At 69.9% G+C, this 15,974-nt stretch carries 17 protein-coding genes; 11 read left to right on the top strand and 6 right to left on the bottom strand.

Annotation, left to right across the window (positions count from 1 at the left end; all coding sequences use genetic code 11):
• The first annotated feature begins 325 nt into the window (after positions 1 to 325).
• A complete protein-coding gene (locus tag Q0C38_RS20190; RefSeq protein ID WP_291298933.1) occupies positions 326 to 1,189 on the top strand; it encodes an endonuclease/exonuclease/phosphatase family protein in 864 nt (287 codons plus the stop codon).
• A gap of 23 nt (positions 1,190 to 1,212) precedes the next feature.
• On the opposite strand, the gene Q0C38_RS20185 is transcribed toward Q0C38_RS20190, so the two are convergent.
• Positions 1,213 to 2,166, bottom strand: coding sequence for an MBL fold metallo-hydrolase (locus tag Q0C38_RS20185; RefSeq protein ID WP_291298932.1), 954 nt, complete (start codon positions 2,164 to 2,166; stop codon positions 1,213 to 1,215).
• Between the two features lie 196 nt (positions 2,167 to 2,362).
• Between Q0C38_RS20185 and Q0C38_RS20180 the strand changes: the two genes are divergently transcribed.
• The 5 genes from Q0C38_RS20180 (at position 2,363) to Q0C38_RS20160 (ending at position 6,200) form a co-directional block, all read left to right on the top strand.
• Positions 2,363 to 2,779, top strand: a complete 417-nt coding sequence (locus Q0C38_RS20180; RefSeq protein ID WP_291298931.1) for a DUF2237 family protein — start codon at positions 2,363 to 2,365, stop codon at positions 2,777 to 2,779.
• A gap of 80 nt (positions 2,780 to 2,859) precedes the next feature.
• The gene (locus Q0C38_RS20175) at positions 2,860 to 3,756 is read left to right on the top strand and encodes a polyphosphate kinase 2 family protein (protein ID WP_291298930.1); all 897 of its coding nucleotides are present in this window, start codon (positions 2,860 to 2,862) and stop codon (positions 3,754 to 3,756) included.
• A 118-nt stretch (positions 3,757 to 3,874) separates the two neighbouring features.
• A complete protein-coding gene (locus tag Q0C38_RS20170) occupies positions 3,875 to 4,111 on the top strand; it encodes a GlsB/YeaQ/YmgE family stress response membrane protein (RefSeq protein ID WP_291298929.1) in 237 nt (78 codons plus the stop codon).
• A 7-nt stretch (positions 4,112 to 4,118) separates the two neighbouring features.
• Complete coding sequence (locus tag Q0C38_RS20165) at positions 4,119 to 5,090, top strand: NAD(P)/FAD-dependent oxidoreductase (RefSeq protein WP_291298928.1); 972 nt, start codon at positions 4,119 to 4,121, stop codon at positions 5,088 to 5,090.
• Between the two features lie 132 nt (positions 5,091 to 5,222).
• The gene (locus tag Q0C38_RS20160; RefSeq protein ID WP_291298927.1) at positions 5,223 to 6,200 is read left to right on the top strand and encodes a tripartite tricarboxylate transporter substrate binding protein; all 978 of its coding nucleotides are present in this window, start codon (positions 5,223 to 5,225) and stop codon (positions 6,198 to 6,200) included.
• 171 nt (positions 6,201 to 6,371) lie between these two features.
• On the opposite strand, the gene Q0C38_RS20155 is transcribed toward Q0C38_RS20160, so the two are convergent.
• On the bottom strand, positions 6,372 to 7,037 hold the full coding sequence (locus Q0C38_RS20155) for a MarC family protein (RefSeq protein ID WP_291298926.1): 666 nt from the start codon (positions 7,035 to 7,037) through the stop codon (positions 6,372 to 6,374).
• Between the two features lie 262 nt (positions 7,038 to 7,299).
• Between Q0C38_RS20155 and Q0C38_RS20150 the strand changes: the two genes are divergently transcribed.
• Positions 7,300 to 8,001: a response regulator transcription factor gene (locus Q0C38_RS20150; RefSeq protein WP_291298925.1), complete on the top strand. Its 702-nt coding sequence runs from the start codon at positions 7,300 to 7,302 to the stop codon at positions 7,999 to 8,001.
• A 181-nt stretch (positions 8,002 to 8,182) separates the two neighbouring features.
• Here Q0C38_RS20150 and Q0C38_RS20145 read toward each other — a convergent pair whose 3' ends face one another.
• From Q0C38_RS20145 to Q0C38_RS20135, 3 genes are read right to left on the bottom strand one after another with little or no spacing between them, the layout of a single operon-like run.
• Complete coding sequence (locus Q0C38_RS20145) at positions 8,183 to 8,818, bottom strand: hypothetical protein (protein WP_291298924.1); 636 nt, start codon at positions 8,816 to 8,818, stop codon at positions 8,183 to 8,185.
• A 54-nt stretch (positions 8,819 to 8,872) separates the two neighbouring features.
• On the bottom strand, positions 8,873 to 9,343 hold the full coding sequence (locus Q0C38_RS20140; protein ID WP_408870053.1) for a 23S rRNA (pseudouridine(1915)-N(3))-methyltransferase RlmH: 471 nt from the start codon (positions 9,341 to 9,343) through the stop codon (positions 8,873 to 8,875).
• A gap of 11 nt (positions 9,344 to 9,354) precedes the next feature.
• Positions 9,355 to 10,935, bottom strand: a complete 1,581-nt coding sequence (locus Q0C38_RS20135; protein WP_291298923.1) for an amidohydrolase family protein — start codon at positions 10,933 to 10,935, stop codon at positions 9,355 to 9,357.
• Positions 10,936 to 10,975: 40 nt separating this feature from the next.
• On the opposite strand from Q0C38_RS20135, the gene Q0C38_RS20130 reads away from it, so the two are divergent.
• Entirely contained in the window at positions 10,976 to 11,338 is a 363-nt protein-coding gene (locus Q0C38_RS20130; protein ID WP_291298922.1) for a DUF952 domain-containing protein, read from the top strand.
• Positions 11,339 to 11,357: 19 nt separating this feature from the next.
• On the opposite strand, the gene Q0C38_RS20125 is transcribed toward Q0C38_RS20130, so the two are convergent.
• Entirely contained in the window at positions 11,358 to 12,389 is a 1,032-nt protein-coding gene (locus tag Q0C38_RS20125; protein WP_291298921.1) for an AI-2E family transporter, read from the bottom strand.
• 416 nt (positions 12,390 to 12,805) lie between these two features.
• On the opposite strand from Q0C38_RS20125, the gene rpsA reads away from it, so the two are divergent.
• The 3 genes from rpsA to ihfB all read left to right on the top strand — a co-directional run bounded on the left by rpsA (position 12,806) and on the right by ihfB (position 15,971).
• Positions 12,806 to 14,521, top strand: a complete 1,716-nt coding sequence (gene rpsA, locus Q0C38_RS20120) for a 30S ribosomal protein S1 (protein ID WP_291298920.1) — start codon at positions 12,806 to 12,808, stop codon at positions 14,519 to 14,521.
• A gap of 203 nt (positions 14,522 to 14,724) precedes the next feature.
• Positions 14,725 to 15,663 (top strand): signal peptide peptidase SppA, encoded by a 939-nt coding sequence (sppA, locus tag Q0C38_RS20115; RefSeq protein WP_291298919.1) that lies wholly within the window; start codon positions 14,725 to 14,727, stop codon positions 15,661 to 15,663.
• Complete coding sequence (gene ihfB / locus Q0C38_RS20110) at positions 15,660 to 15,971, top strand: integration host factor subunit beta (protein WP_291298918.1); 312 nt, start codon at positions 15,660 to 15,662, stop codon at positions 15,969 to 15,971. The genes sppA and ihfB overlap by 4 nt, the downstream gene beginning before the upstream one ends.
• Positions 15,972 to 15,974 lie beyond the last annotated feature (3 nt).

Below are 15,974 nucleotides of genomic sequence, written 5' to 3'. Positions count from 1 at the left end.
CGGGGGCCACGCGGGTCGGCGGCGGGGCGGTGTAGGTCTGGCTGCCGCGGCTGCCCATGCTGCCGCCACGGCCGCCGCGCGCATCGGCGATCGCCGGCGCAAGCGCAAGAAGCACGGCGGCGGCAAGGCCGGAAGCAAGCATGAGGCGTCGCATGGCGGTTCCCCGTCTCGGTCGATTGATTGTCAACACTAGCACAACATGGCCCCGAGAGGGTCATTCTGCGAGAGGTGCCTGTTTCTGCGAGTGATGCTTGGCCGGGCCTGTGCGCCGGGGCACCCGTTCCGCCATTTTCGCCCGGCGCCGGAACGCATTAAGGTCGCTGCCATGGTGCGCCCCCTCCTCGTCCTCCTCGCCCTCCTGGTCGCCGCTCCCGCTGCGGCGCGTGACCTCACGATCGCGACCTGGAACATCGCCTGGCTGACCACCAAGCCCACCGGCCACCCCGCCCTGCCGCAATTCGTGCGCGGCCGGACCGAGGCTGATTTCGCCGTGCTCCGCCGCTACGCCACCGTGCTCGGGGCCGATGTGGTGGCGGTACAGGAGATTGATGGCCCGCTTGCCTTGGCCAAGGTGTTTGACCAGCAGGCCTACGCGTTCCACCTGACCAACGAAGCCGACACGCAGCGGCCGGGCTTTGCCATACGCCGCGGCGTCAGGTTCCGCGCCAACCCCGATCTCGTGGCGCTCGACCTCGCGCCCGAGGCGCGCAACAGCCTCCGCCGCGGCGCCGACATCACGGTCGAGCATGAGGGGCGGTCGATCAGGCTGCTGTCGATCCATCTCAAGGCCGGCTGTGCACGTGATCGCCTGGCAGACCCCCAGCGGTTCGACTGCGTGCAACTCGGCCGCCAGGTTCCCGTGCTCGCCCGCTGGATCCGTGAGCGCGAGGCGGAGGGGGTGGCCTACGCCATCCTCGGCGACTTCAACCGCGAATTCGATGAGCGTGACGACATGCTCCGCTCCCTCACCCAGGCCGGCGAGGTGTCGCGGGCCAATGCGGCGCGGTCGAGCCCGTGCTGGGGCGGCGGCCGCGCCTTCATCGACCATATCCTGCTGGGCGGCCCGGCGCGTGGCTGGATGCTGGCCGACAGCCTGCGCGTGCTGGTCTATCGCGAGACCGACCGGGAGGCGCGCGAGCGCCTGTCCGACCACTGCCCCGTCAGGGTGACGCTCCGCCCGGCAGGATGACCCCTGCCGGGCGAAGCGGCGGGTCAGAGCGCGGTCGTCCAGGGCTGGGCGACGACCTCGTAGCCGTTGCCCGCGCGGCGCACGCGGCCGAGCGAGGGGAACGGCCAGTGATAGCCGATGATCAGCGTCCGGTCGGCCGCCGCACGGTCGAACAGGGCGCGGCGCGTGGCCTCGGCCGCCGCCGCGTCCATGTCGAACACGGCATGCCAGCCCGGGTTCGTGACGTTGATCGCCGGGTGGTTCGTCACGTCGCCGAGCACCAGGACCGAGGCGTTGCCGTTGGCGATCGTGTAGCAGGTGTGGCCGGGCGTATGCCCGTGCGTGGCCACGCCCGTGACGCCCGTGGCGACCTCGGCGGTCGAGGCGATGCGCTTGATCCGCTCGGCCGGGTAGGCGCCGAAGCGGCCCTTCACCATCGTGGCCGGCTGCTGCGGCGCGCTGTCACCCATCCAGAAGGCCCATTCCGCCTCGGGCACGATCAGCTCGGCGCGGGCAAAGCGCGGCTGGCCCTCGCGGGTGACGAGGCCGGAGACATGGTCGCCATGGAAATGGGTGAAGGCGATCTTGGTGATCGCGGCCGGGTCGATGCCGGCGGCGGCGAGGTTGTCCCACATCGTGCCTGCCGTCGGCGCGAGAAGCCCGCCCGTGCCGGTGTCGAACAGGATCAGGTCGGACCCCGTGTTCACGACCGTGATGTTGAAGGGGATGTCGAGATGGTCGGTCGGCAGCATCGCCGCCTCGAGGGTCGCGCGCACGGCGGCGGGCTCGGCGTTGCGGATGAAGCCCTCGGCCGGGTTGGGGCGGCGGTTGTAGCCGTCATTGATGACGGTGACCTCGAAGGTCCCCACCTTGAAGCGGTAGAAGCCGGGGGCCTGGCGCGCGGCTGCCGGCTGTGCGGCGGCCGGCATCGGCGTTGCGGCAAGCAGCGCGGGCGCTGCGAGCGCTGCGGCAAAGGTTGTGCGGCGCGTGACGGACATGGTCGTCTCCCCCTCGGAGATGCGGTTGGCGGGCTGGTGCGTGCGGACGGGATTGTTTCGCCGGGATCGTGTGGCCGGTATTGTTTTCGGCAGTCGGCACATGGTCATCACCCTTCCGCGGCGCCATGGGCTGTCAGGTACACGGAATTCAGGCACACGGGATCGTGAGCGTAACGGATGAGGGAGGAGGCGGGCGATGCCGCGCGACGGGGACGAACAGCCCAGGAATGGCAGACCGGGCGGCAGCGGGGCGCGCAACGTGCTCGGCGGGACGCTGGCGTCGTGTTCGCATGACCCGCTGACCGGCTGGTTCCGCGACGGCTGCTGCAACACCGATCCGCGCGACAGCGGGCTGCACACGGTGTGCGCGGTCATGACGTCGGATTTCCTCGCCTTCTCCGCCGGGCGCGGCAACGACCTCTCCACGCCGCGGCCGGAATACGGGTTTCCCGGCCTGAAGCCCGGCGATCGCTGGTGCCTCTGCGCGGCGCGGTGGCAGGAGGCGCTGGTCGGCGGCGCTGCCCCGCGCGTGGTGCTGTCCGCCACCCATGCAGCGACCCTCGGCCTCTGCGCGCTCGCCGACCTCAGGGCGCATGCGGTGGAGGAGGGCTGAGCACCGCTTGCCGGCACGCACGCCCACGCGCGAAGGTTCGTCGACGGCCAGGTCAACGCATCACACGGGAAGGGAACACCATGCAGCAGCGTGTCACGAAGAGCGCGCGGAAGCTGCTCGACCGGTTCAGGGTCGAGACCGGCAAGGGGTTCCGGCTGAAGCAGATCGACCCGGCCGACACGGGTGGCTTCGACCTGGACAAGAACGGGGCGAAGGCGAAGCTGGCGGACGGCATCGCGATGCTCGCCGAGGCGCAGGAGCGGCTCTACGCCGATGATCGCCATTCCCTGCTGTTGATCTTCCAGGCGATGGACGCCGCCGGCAAGGACGGCACGATCAAGCACGTGATGTCGGGCGTGAACCCGCAGGGCTGCCAGGTCACGAGCTTCAAGCACCCGTCCGCCGAGGCGCTGGACCACGATTTCCTGCACCGCCACCAGGCGGCGCTGCCCGAGCGCGGGCGCATCGGCATCCACAACCGCTCCTGGTACGAGGAGGTGCTCGTGGTGCGCGTGCGGCCGGAAATCCTGGCCGCGCAGAAACTGCCCAAGGCCGAGGTGACGAAGCGGATCTGGGACACGCGCCTGGCCGATATCGCGGCCTATGAGCGTTATCTCGCCAACCAGGGAACGGTGATCCTGAAGTTCTTCCTGCACCTGTCGAAGGAGGAGCAGAAGCAGCGCTTCCTCGCGCGCATCGACGAGCCCGAGAAGAACTGGAAGTTCAGCATGGGCGACATCGTCGAGCGCGGGCGGTGGGATGCCTACCAGCACGCCTACGAGCAGGCGATCCGCGGCACCGCCGCGCCGCACGCGCCGTGGTACGTGATCCCGGCCGACAACAAGTGGTTCACGCGCCTTGTCGTGTGCGGCGCGATCGTGCGCGCGCTCGAGGACCTCGACCTGCGCTACCCGGAGGTGACCGATGCGCAGCGGGCCGAACTCGGCCGGGCGCGCGAGGCGCTGCTCGCGGAGTAGCGAAGCCACACATGCAGGTGGGCACGGCTTGCCCCCGGGTGTGGCCAATGCCACGTGAGATTACGAAGGAGACCGCCGTGACACGCCACCTTGCCTCCCGCAGCAGCGTTTTCGCCCGATGATCGGCTTCCTCGTCATCGGGCTGATCGCCGGCTGGCTGGCAGGCCGGCTGATGAAGGGCGAGGGGTTCGGCCTGCTGGGCAACCTCGTGCTCGGCGTGGTCGGCGCCTTCGTCGGCGGCTTTGCGCTGCGCATCGTCGGCTTTGCCGCCGTCGGGCTGATCGGCGAACTGCTGACCGCCACGCTGGGCGCGATCATCCTCATCTATCTCGGCCGGGTGCTTCGCAAGGCCTGATGCGTCGATGACCCTCCGCACAGCCGCCGTGATCGGCGCCGGCCTTGCCGGGCTTGCCTGCGCGCGTACGCTCGCCGATGCGGGCGTTGCCGTCTCCGTGTTCGACAAGGGGCGGGCCGCCGGCGGGCGGCTTGCCACGCGGCGTGTCGAGACCGAAGCACGACTTCGCCTCGGCTTCGACCATGGCGCGCAGTATCTCACCGCCAAGGGGGCAGGGTTCGGCGCGGTGCTCGCGGCCCATGCGGTGCCCTGGCCGTCCGTCACCGACCGTGCCGGCGCGTTCGTCGGTTCTCCCGGCATGTCGGCGCTGCCGCGCGCGCTGGCCGCTGGCCTGTCGCTGAGCCCCTCGCGCACCGTCGTCGCGGTCGACCGGGTGGGGGAGGGGTGGCTCGTCCGCCATCACGAGGGTGATCTCGTGCGCGGGCCGGCCCCTGCCGCACCGCCGGACGCGGCAGGGCCATTCGATGCGGTGGCCATCGCCGTGCCGCACCCGCAGGCGATGCCGCTGCTGCCCGTGGCGCTCGCGACGCGGCTGGCCCCGGTCACGGTCGCACCCTGCTGGGCGCTGCTCGCCGCCTTCGCCGCCCCGCTCGCGGCCCCCGACACGCTGCGCCCGGAGGCGGGGGCGATCGTCTGGGCCGCACGCGATTCCGCCAAGCCAGGCAGGACCGCCGAGGCGGAATGCTGGGTGGCGCATGCAGGACCTGGCTGGACGCGCGAGCATCTCGAACGGAAGCCCGACGAGGTTGCTGCCCTGCTGCTCGCGTCGCTCGCGTCGCTCGCGGGGGGCCTGCCGCCGGTGCTGCACGCTGCCGCGCACCGCTGGCGCTATGCTCTGGTCGAGGTGCCGCTGGGCGAGCCCTGCCTGGTCGATACCGCCTTGCGCATCGGCGCTGCCGGCGACTGGTGCCTCGGCTCCCGTGCCGAGCATGCGTGGGACAGCGGCGCGGCACTCGCCGAGGCCCTGCTCGCCCCCTGAGCCTCCTGCCCAGAGCCTCCTGCCATGAGCCTCCCGCCCTGAGCCTCCCGCCCTTGGCCGGAACGCGTTTTCGGCCTATGTCGGAGCGTCGAAGCGGGGCCGTGAATGGCCGCCGCAGGGGAGGTTGTCCGGATGACGATGAACCGTCGCGCGCTGCTCACGGCCGCAGGCGCCGCAGCAGTATTGCCCTTCACGAACGCCCGCGCCCAAGGGGCGTGGCCGGAGCGGCCCGTGCGCCTGGTCGTCCCGTGGCCGCCAGGTGGGTCTACCGACGGGATTGCCCGCATCATCCAGCAGAAGCTGAACGACAGCCTCGGCCGCCCGCTGATCATCGACAACCGTGGCGGTGCCTCGGGCGCGATCGGGGCGGGCGAGGTCGCCCGTGCCCAGCCGGATGGCTATACGTGGCTGCTCGCCTTCGACACGCATGCGGTGAACCCGGCGCTGATGCGCCTGACCTATGACGGCATCGGCGATTTCGCGCCCGTTACGCTGGTCGCACGCGGGCCGATGGCGCTCGTCGTCCACCCCTCGACGCCGTGGCGGACCATCCAGGACTATGTCGCCGCGGCGAAGAAGGACCCCGAGGCGATCAACTACGCTACCTCCGGCTCCGGCACGCTCGCGCATCTCGCGATGACGCAGCTGGCCGACACGGCGGGCTTCAAGGTGACGCATGTTCCCTATCGCGGCGGCGGGCCGGCGATGCAGGACGCCCTGGCCGGCCACGTGCCGTCCTACATGACCAACCTGTTCCTGCCGATGCCGCATATCCGCGCTGGCCGCATGCGCATCCTCGCCGTCACCAGCAGGGAGCGTTGGCGCGACCTGCCTGACGTTCCGACGCTGGCCGAGACCGTGGCGCCAGGGTTCGAGGCCTATACCTGGTGGGCCGTCCTGGCGCCGAAGGGAACGCCCACGCCGATCGTGCAGGCGATGCATGGCAAGGTGACCGGGGTGCTGCGCGATGCCGACATCACGCGGCGGATCGGCGAACAGGCGGCCGATGTCGTTGCCAATTCGCCGGAGGAGCTGCAGACGTTCATCAATGCCGAGGCGGCGCGATGGGCCGCGATCGTGCAGAAGTACAATATCCGCGCCGAAAGCTGAGAGCCTACGTCATAGTTCTACTGCCGCGGCCGTCTGGCGGCGCGTTCCTGCGCTTCCGGTGCTCACGGCCTCCAGGCCGCTGCGCGCCGGGTCTCGGAACGCTTGCCATACGACTCACGGCAGCGAACTCTGGCGCAGGCTCTCTGTGGGAAGTGATGGACTGCGCGGCTGCTACCGTCGCGCGGCGAGGAGGGGGGCCAGCACGTCGGTCACGCCGGCGATCGTGATCTGCACACCGACGGCCAGAAGCAGGAAGGCGGAGAGCCGCGTCAGCGTGCGGCTGCCTGATGGGCCGAGCAGGCCGGCGATCCGCCCGGCATAGAGGTAGCCAAGCCAGATCGAGACCGCCATCGCCAGCGTCGCTGCCGTGGCACCGATCATGTAGGGGATGAGCGCCTCGCCCGAAGGCCTGGAGGAGCCGAGCGCGATCGCCACCGCGATCGTGCCGGGCCCGGTGGTGAAGGGCAGGGTGAGGGGGAAGAAGGCGACGTCATCGCCCTCCGCCGCCGGTGCAGCCTCGCCGCGCTTGCGCTCCTCCCGCGCCTCTGGGGCGGAGAGGATCGACCAGGCCCAGAGCGAGACGACCAGGCCGCCCGCGATGCGCAACGCCGCGATCGAGATGCCGAACAGGTTCAACACGACCGACCCGCCCCACATCGCCACCAGCATGACGATGAGGCTGTACAGTGCGACCTTGCGCGCGAGCAGCGCCTGGTCATCCTCGGCCCGGAATTTCGTCGCCTCATGGAAGATGAAGGCGCCGGCGATGGGGTTCACGATGCTGAACAGCGCCGGGAACACCAGCAGGAAGGTGGAGAGGGCGTCAAACGGGAGCATGAGGCCTCAGCATCGCACACGGCTCGCGGCCCCGCACGTGGCGCGCCGACGCGCGCGTGCGAAAGGCGGCGCGATCCACGCAGCGGCGTGAAAACGCATGCGTGCATCCGCCCGCTTCAACTCTCCGTTAACGTTTATCTGAAAACCTCCTTAAGCGGCCAGTGCGCTTGTGTGGGCATCCTGGACAATCCAGGGCAGAACCACGAACGCATATGCTACCATAGGTAGCGGCCCCTGGTGTGACGGGTAGCTGGAGGGGATGATGCGTATACTTCTCGTTGAAGACGAGCTGGTCGTTGCACGGTCGGTTGCCGCGCTGCTGAGTGGGCACCGGATCACGACCGATATTGCCGGCAGCGGCGAAGACGGCCTCGACCACCTGCGGACCTACACCTACGACGCCGTGGTGCTCGACCGCATGCTGCCGGACATGGACGGGCTCGAATTCGTCCGCCGCGTCCGCACGTCCCGCATCACCACGCCGATCCTGATGCTCTCGGGCCATGGCGACAGCGCCACCCGCGTGAAGGGCATCACCCTCGGCGCCGACGATTTCCTGACCAAGCCCTTCGAGCCGCAGGAGCTGGTCGCGCGGCTTCTCGCCATCGTCCGCCGCGCCTCCGGCTTCGCCGACCAGACGCTGCGCGCCGGCCCGGTCGAGATGGACCTCAAGTCGCATGACTGCAAAGTCAACGGGCGGCATGTGCACCTGACCGGCAAGGAGCAGGCGATCCTGCAGCTCATGATGACCCGCAAGGGCATGGTGCTGTCGAAGGAGGCGATCCTGACGCATCTCTACGGCGGCATGGACGAGCCGGAGATCAAGATCGTCGATGTCTTCGTGTGCAAGCTGCGCAAGAAGCTCTCGACCGCCGGCAGCCCGAACCTGATCGGCACCGTCTGGGGCCGCGGCTACATCCTGCGCGAGCCGGGAAATTCCGAGGCGCGCCTCGCCATGGCCTGAGCGAGCCCATCCGATAATTCTACTGCGGAGGCCGTCTGGCTTCGCTCCCCTCTTGTGCCTTTTGGGGGCTTCCGGTGCTCACGGGCCGCCGGCCCGCTGCGCGCCGGTTCTCGGGAGCATCGCCATCCGACTCACCGCAGCGAATTCTCGGACGGGCTCTCGCACCGACCGGCGAGCAGCCTTACGGCCAGAGCTTCACGACCGTCGCGCCGGCGGTGCCCCAGATGTTGGCGTAGAAGTCCCACTTGCCGCCGGTCTTGACGCCCCACACGCCCGCGAAGCCGATATAGCCGTTGTCGCCGGGCGCAAAGACCTTGCGGTTCGTCGGGTCGCCGATGCCAAGCGCCTCGAGCGCCTGCGCCATCCCGACATAGATGCCGCGATAGGCAGCCCCCATCACGCCGACATCCGTCGTCACCGGGATGCTGTCGGACTTGGTGTTGCCGTGCACCACCGTCGGGTTCGACCGACCGCCCGAGATGATGATGCCGCAGCCGTTCAGCCGGTAGGTGAAGAACAGGTCGTGCTTCTGCTGCACCTCGCAGACGCACATCGTGTTCGACGCCCACGGCAGCAGGTAGGCGTTGCCGCCGATGCCCTGGGCGCAGTCGACGTTCACCTGCTGGCCCGTCTCGCCCGTCACCGCGGCCGTGCCCTCGGGGCCCTTGCCGTAGTCGACGATCGTGTAGGTGTCGCCACTCACCACCACCTGGCGGTTGAACGGCGCGTTGTTGGCGTTGAACCCCGCCACCGTCACCGCGAGCTTCTTGGCAAGCCCCGTCGGGTTCGATCCGAACTTGTCGAGTGTCCAGGCCATGCGTAACTCCACCGTAGGTTGTGGAGCCACTTTGCCCGGAATGTTCCGCCCTGGCTACGGTCGCCCGCTGCGGTGATAGGGGTGGCCGCGCAGCAGGCTGTCCGCCCTGAAGATCTGCTCGGCCAGCATCGCGCGGGCGAGCAGGTGCGGCCAGGTGGCGGGCCCGAGGCTCATCACATGCGCCGCGCGGTCAAGCACCGGCCGGTCATGCCCCTCCGCCCCGCCGATGGCGAAGGCGATGTCGCGGCCCGCCTCGCGCCAGCGGCCGAGGCGGCCGGCGAAAGCCTCCGTCGTCTCCGCCGCCCCGCCCTGGTCGAGCACGACGAGCACCGCACCCGCTGGCAAGGCGGCGAGGATGGCGGCCCCCTCGCGCGCCTTGATCTCGCCCGCGCTGCCGCGCCCGTCAGCCAGCGCGACGAGGCCGAGCGGGGGCTTGAGCCGTTCCGCATAGCGCGCGAACAGCATCGCCTCGGGTGACGAGGCCGGCGCCCGGCCGATCGCGATGATGGTCAGCCGCGCTGCCACGACTGGCCAGCCTAGCCTTGCAGAGGCCCGCCGCGCGGCAGCGGTGTCTTGAGGTAGCCGTCATAGAAGCGGCGGACATGCGGCAGCAGCGCATCGCCGAGGGCCCAGCGGTCCTGCTCCACCTGGCTGAGCGGGCGGCCGAACCAGGCCGCCAGCGCATCGAGGATGGCCTCGCGGTCGATCCGCGTGAAGCGCCCGTCCTCGTACACCACCTCGCCCGCGACCATCACGGTCTTGACCGCGGCCGCCTTCGCCCGCTGAACCAGCACGTCGACCAGCGGGATGACGGGGTTCTGCCAGGGCCGCGTCACCGCATCCCAGTCGAACAGCACGAGGTCTGCCCAGGCGCCGGGGCGGAGATGGCCGATCGTCTCGCCGAACGGCGTCGTCGCGGCCCCCCCCTCCGTCGCCATGCGCAGCACCTGTGCGGGCGTCGGGAACGGCGCGTCGATGCCCGGCACTCGGTGGGTGCGGAGAACGAGGCGCATCTCCGACAGCATGTCGCGATCGTCGTTGATGCCGGCCTCGTCCATCCCGAGGGCGACGCCGATGCCCGCCGCCATCAGCTGGTTGACCGGGGCGAGGCCCGATTTCAGCCGGAAATTGGAGGAGCAGTTGTGGCAGACGCGCGTGCCGGTATGCGCGCAGAGCGCGATGTCGCTCTCGGTCAGCCACACGCCGTGGCCGATCGTCAGCCGCCTGCCTGCAAGCCCCATGCGGTTGACATGGGCAAGCGCGGTGCCGCCGGTGCGACGCCTGGCGTATTCGTGCTGGTAGGCCGTCTCGACCAGGTGAAGGTGCATCGGCAGGTCGTATTTCGCCGAGAGCTCGGCGGTCGTCTCGAGCGCCTGGTCTGACAGCCAGTGCAGGTTCGCCGGGCCGAGCTGCACCTTCACCAGCGGGTCATCGGCCAGGGCGGCGCGGAGCCCCTCGAACACCGCCACTTGGTCGGACAGCGGCAGGGTGAAGCGCTGGAAGAACGCCGCCGTCGCGGGCTGGAGCTCCTGTGGCAGCGAGGCGGTGAAATCCTCATCCGCCGCGTAGACGAGGCGGTTCTGGTCGCGGAACGCCTGCGAGTAGGAGGCGCGCATCCCGATCTCGCGATAGGCATCGGCCACCGTCACCCCGGCGGCGACGATGTTGTCCACGCTGCCGGGCACGCGCGAATGCAGGTGCTGCACCGTCGTGACGCCGGAGGCGAGCATCTCGAAGGCCGAGAACAGCGTGTCGAGGCGGAGGTCGAGGTCGCGGAACCCCATGCGCGAGGCGAACCAGAGCTCGAGCGGATGATCGGGCGAGCCAAGCTGCAACGGCGTGGTGCCGACATGGTGATGCGCGTTGATCAGGCCTGGGATCGCGACCATTCCCTTGCCACCCCGCACGGTGGCGCCGGGGTGCGCCGTGCGCATCGCGTCCCACGGCCCGATCGCGGCGACCTTGCCGCCTGTGACGGCGATGGCTGCGTCATGGTGCAGGATGGGGGTGTCATCGTCGGCGAAGCCCTCGAGGATGGCGTCGGCGCGGATCAGGATCGTCTCGGTGGTGATGGTCGCCTCCCGGTGTTGCAGGGAAGCGAGTGTTGCGCGGCGCACGGTTCCCGTCGAGAAGCAGGGACACGATGGAGGCGAAGGCATGGATGACGCGCTGGTCTACACCCTGGTGCGCGCGCCCGACTGGGCGGCGGCGATGAGCGCGGGCGCCTATGCCGGCAGCGCCGATGATGCGCGCGACGGGTTCCTGCACTTCTCGACCGCCTATCAGGCGCGTGCGTCGGCAGCGAAACACCGCGCCGGAGTGGCCGACCTGCTGCTGGTCGCCGTCCACATCGCCCCGCTCGGTGATGCGCTGCGGTTCGAGCCGGCCTCATCGGGCGGCGGGCGGCCGGGCCAGTTCCCGCATCTCTACGGCACGCTGGCGCTCTCTGCCGTGCGCTCGGTGATCCCGCTGCCGCTCGGGACTGATGGGCTGCACGTGTTCCCGCCCGGTTTCCCCTGAGGAGAGGGACTGCCGTTCGTCAGCCCTCCTCGCCGGGAACCTCCGTGTCGTGGCCGAGCGTCTCGCGGACATAGAGCAGCTTCACGAGGACGAACGCCGCGACCGTGATCGGGGCGGCGAGGATCACGCCCGGCAGGCCGAACAGAAGCCCGATCGCCACGACCGCGAACAGCACCAGCGCCGGCGGCAGGTCGACCATGTGCCGCTGCACGAGCGGCGCGATCATGTTCGATTCGAGCTGCTGGATCGCAATGAACAGCCCCGCCGTCCACAGCACGGCATCGCCGCCCTCGGTGAGCGCGAGCAGGAGCGCGGGCACCGCACCTGCAACCGCGCCGATCAGCGGCACGAAGGCGGCGAGCCCCGCGAACAGGCCCAGCGCGACAGGCGAGGGAAGCCCGATCGCCCAGGTGCCGAGCCAGGCGAGGATGCCGATCAGCAGCATCGAGACAGCCTGCGCGCCGAGCCAGAGGCGAAGTGCCTCGCCGGATGCCTCCATTGCCACCTCTGTCCTGCGCCGCTGGTTCAGGGGCAGCAGCAGCGTCACGCCGCGGCGATAGAGGGCCGGGTCGGCCGCGAGGAACCAGCCGCCGATCACCGCGACCACGAGGGCCGAGAGCGCATTGACCAGCGCGCCGCCGACGCTCGCCACCTGCCCCGCCACGCCACCGAGCCAGGACGGGTCGATCGCGCCGAGGAGCGCCGCTGCATCCTCGCCGCTGGTCTGGCCCGGGCGGGGTACGTCGATGCCGAACCGCTCGCCGAGCGCGCCGATCGCTTCCGGCAGCCGGCTGAGGAAGTCCTTCACCTGGGCCGCCACCTCGGCGCCGACGAGGGCACCTGCGAGGGCGAGCAGGCCCGCGAGGCCCGCGGCGGCGGCGAGCAATGCCCAGGGTCGCCCAAAGCTGAGCCGTGTTTCGAGCGGGTGCGCGAGAGCCGACAGCAGCACCGCGACGACGATGCCGGCGAAGGTGATGAGAAGGGCCAGGTGTGCCTGCCAGGCGAGGAGCGCCAGCGCCGCGAGCGCCAGCACGATCAGTACTTTGCGCACGAACCCGGGCTCATCGTCCCGCCGCGCCGAAGCCTCGGCGGGGTCTTGCATCTCCATCGCACGCCCCTCCACGGCGTGACCGTCCAACGCCCGGGTGCAGCGGGGGTTGCGGGAGGGGGCCCGCATGAACCGGCCTTCCAGCTTGACTTTTCCGGCCCGAGGGCGTTTCTGACCCGCGATCGGACGCCGCAGCGAAGGTTGCGGCGCCGTGACGTGTTGGCGGCCATTACCGATCGATGGTCCATCGCCAGCCAACGGGCCGCGAACCGGCCCGTCGTCGCAACCGGCCCGAGGGTGAACCCGGGCAAGTCGTGACCGCTCCTCTCGCGCGAAACGCACGACCGGACGGGCGCGCAGGCCCCGCAGCAAGGTCCGACAGGGTCGGACCAGCGGGCTCGAAGGAAGACATCGACCACATGGCCAATACCCAGACCGCTCCCGTCATGGAAGATTTCGCGACCCTGCTCGACGAAACGCTCGGCAAGGACAGCGGCTTCGACGGAAGCGTCATCACCGGGCGCGTGCTGCGCCTCGACGGCGACGTTGCCGTCGTCGACGTGGGCCTCAAGTCGGAAGGCCGCGTCCCGCTGAAGGAATTCGCTCCACCAGGCCAGAAGGCCGAGGTGAAGCCCGGCGACATGATCGAGGTGTACGTCGATCGCTACGAGGACCGTGACGGCTCGATCATCCTCTCCCGCGAGAAGGCCCGCCGCGAGGAGGCCTGGACCAACCTCGAGAAGGCCTTCGCCGCGCAGCAGCGCTGCAACGGCGTGATCTTCGGGCGCGTGAAGGGCGGCTTCACCGTCGATCTCGGCGGCGCGGTGGCGTTCCTCCCCGGCAGCCAGGTCGATATCCGCCCGGTGCGTGACGTGGGCCCGCTGATGGGCAGCCCGCAGCCCTTCCAGATCCTCAAGATGGACCGCGCGCGCGGCAACATCGTCGTCTCGCGCCGCGCCGTGCTCGAGGAAACCCGCGCCGAGCAGCGGGCCGAGCTCGTGCAGGGCCTGAAGGAAGGCATGATCCTCGACGGCGTGGTGAAGAACATCACCGACTACGGCGCCTTCGTGGATCTCGGCGGCGTCGATGGCCTGCTGCACGTCACCGACATCGCCTGGCGCCGCATCAACCACCCGTCGGAGGCGCTGCAGGTCGGCCAGACGGTGAAAGTGCAGGTGATCCGCTTCAACCAGGACACCCAGCGCATCTCGCTCGGCATGAAGCAGCTGCTCGCCGATCCGTGGGAGGGCGTGGCCGCCAAGTACCCGATGGGTGCGAAGTACATGGGCCGCGTGACCAACATCACCGACTACGGCGCCTTCGTGGAGCTGGAGCCGGGCGTGGAAGGCCTCGTGCACGTGTCCGAGATGTCGTGGACGAAGAAGAACGTCCACCCGGGCAAGATCGTCTCCACCTCCCAGGAGGTCGAGGTGATGGTGCTCGACGTCGACCAGGTGAAGCGCCGCATCTCGCTCGGCCTCAAGCAGTGCATGCGCAACCCGTGGGAGGAATTCGTCGATACCCACCCGGTCGGCACCACGGTGTCGGGCGAGGTGCGCAACATCACCGAGTTCGGCCTGTTCCTCGGCCTTCCCGGCGACATCGACGGCATGGTCCACCTCTCCGACCTCAGCTGGGACGAGGCGGGCGAGGCCGCGATCGCCAACTTCAAGAAGGGCGACATGGTCGAGGCCAAGGTGCTCGACGTCGATGTCGAGAAGGAGCGCATCAGCCTCGGCGTGAAGCAGCTCTCGGTCGACCCGGCAGCCGGCGTGATGGACAAGCTGATCAAGGGCTCGGTCGTGACCTGCGTCGTCACGTCGGTGCAGGCGAACGGCCTCGAGGTGAAGATCGACGAGGCGGTGACGGGCTTCATCCGCAAGGCGGAGCTCGCGCGTGACCGCCAGGACCAGCGCCCCGATCGCTTCGGCGTCGGCGACAAGATCGACGCCAAGATCATCGCCGTCGACCGCCAGACGCGCCGCCTCACCCTCTCGGTGAAGTCGCGCGAGATGGAGGAGGAGAAGGTGGCGATGGCGGAGTTCGGTTCCTCCGACAGCGGCGCCTCGCTCGGCGACATCCTCGGTGCGGCGATCCGCCGCCGGAACCAGATGGCGAACGACACCAAGGAGTGAGGTTTCGCCCTCAGGGGCGACGCTCTCCTGGCGTAACGGCGGGCGGCACCGGCAACGGTGCCGCCCGCTTTCTTTTCCAAGGCCGCGAATGCGGCCCGCCGCCCCTGCGGCGAGCCAAGCCACCGGAGGTGGCGCCCGGCGCCTGAGGGCAAGGAAAACGCGCCGCGCGTGACGCGGCGCCGCGTCCCTGGCATATCTCGTCCATGGCCCTCGAAAGCGACCTCCTTATCGACCGCCGCCGCCTCAAGCGCGGCCTCGCCTTCTGGCGCGCCGTCGCCGTCATCGCCGTGCTTGGCGCGATCGCCCTCGTCGCGCGCGAGGCGGTCCCTGGCCGCGCGCTGCTCGGCGCCTCCGTGGCGCGGCTGACCGTGAGCGGCGTCATCACCGAGGACCGTGAGCGTGACGAGGCGCTCGCAAAGCTTGCCGATGACACAAGCACGCGCGCGCTGATCGTTGCCATCGACAGCCCTGGCGGCACCGTCTCGGGCGGCGAGGCGCTGCACCGGGCACTCGCCGTGGTCGCGGCAAGGAAGCCTGTCGTCGCGGTGATGGGCGGAACGGCTGCCTCGGCCGGCTACATGGTCGCGCTGCCGGCCGAGCGGATCTTTGCCCGGGAGTCGACCGTCACGGGCTCGATCGGCGTGATCATGCAGACGGCGGATTTCTCCGGCCTGCTGGAAAGCCTCGGCATCCGCGCCGAGGCGATCAGGTCAGGTCCGCTCAAGGACCAGCCCTCGCCGCTGCGGCCGCTGACCGAGGAAGGCCGCGCGGCGCTCAACGCCGTGATCCAGGACCTCTACGCCCAGTTCGTGGCCATGGTCGTGGCCGGGCGTGGGATGGACGAGGGGCGCGTGCGCACGCTCGCCGATGGCCGCGTGTTCACCGGTCGCCAGGCGGTGGGTGCCGGCCTCGTCGATGCGATCGGCGGAGAGACGGAGGCTCGCGCCTGGCTTGCGGCCGCGAAGGGTGTGCCGGTCAGCCTGCCCGTCCGCGAGATGATGGACGACGAGTCTGAGCGGCTCATTCCGCGGCTGTTGCGTGACGCGAGAAAAGCCCTTGTTTCAGAACGGCTTAGCCTTGACGGCCTGATGGCCATCTGGCACCCTTCGCTGTCTGTTGGAAGTCGGGGGGGCGTCGAATGACACGGTCGGAGCTGATCGCCGAGCTGGCGCGCCGCAACCCGCATCTGATGCAGCGTGATGTCGAGGCGATCATCGGCACCGTGTTCGACGAGATCGTGCTGGCGCTGTCGCGCGGCGACAGGGTTGAGCTTCGTGGCTTCGGCGCCTTCTCGGTCAAGAAGCGCGATGCCCGCACCGGCCGCAACCCGCGCACCGGCGTGGCGGTCTCGGTATCGGAGAAGGTCGTTCCCTTCTTCAAGGCCGGCAAGGACCTGCGCGACCGGCTGAACCATGCACCCGCCCGCGCGCCCCAGGCAGCGTCACGCTGAGCC

Source organism: Elioraea sp. (assembly GCF_022842375.1).
GTDB lineage: Bacteria > Pseudomonadota > Alphaproteobacteria > Acetobacterales > Acetobacteraceae > Elioraea_A.
Note: the sequence above shows the minus strand (reverse complement) of the source record. Positions and strands in the feature narration are given on the sequence as shown.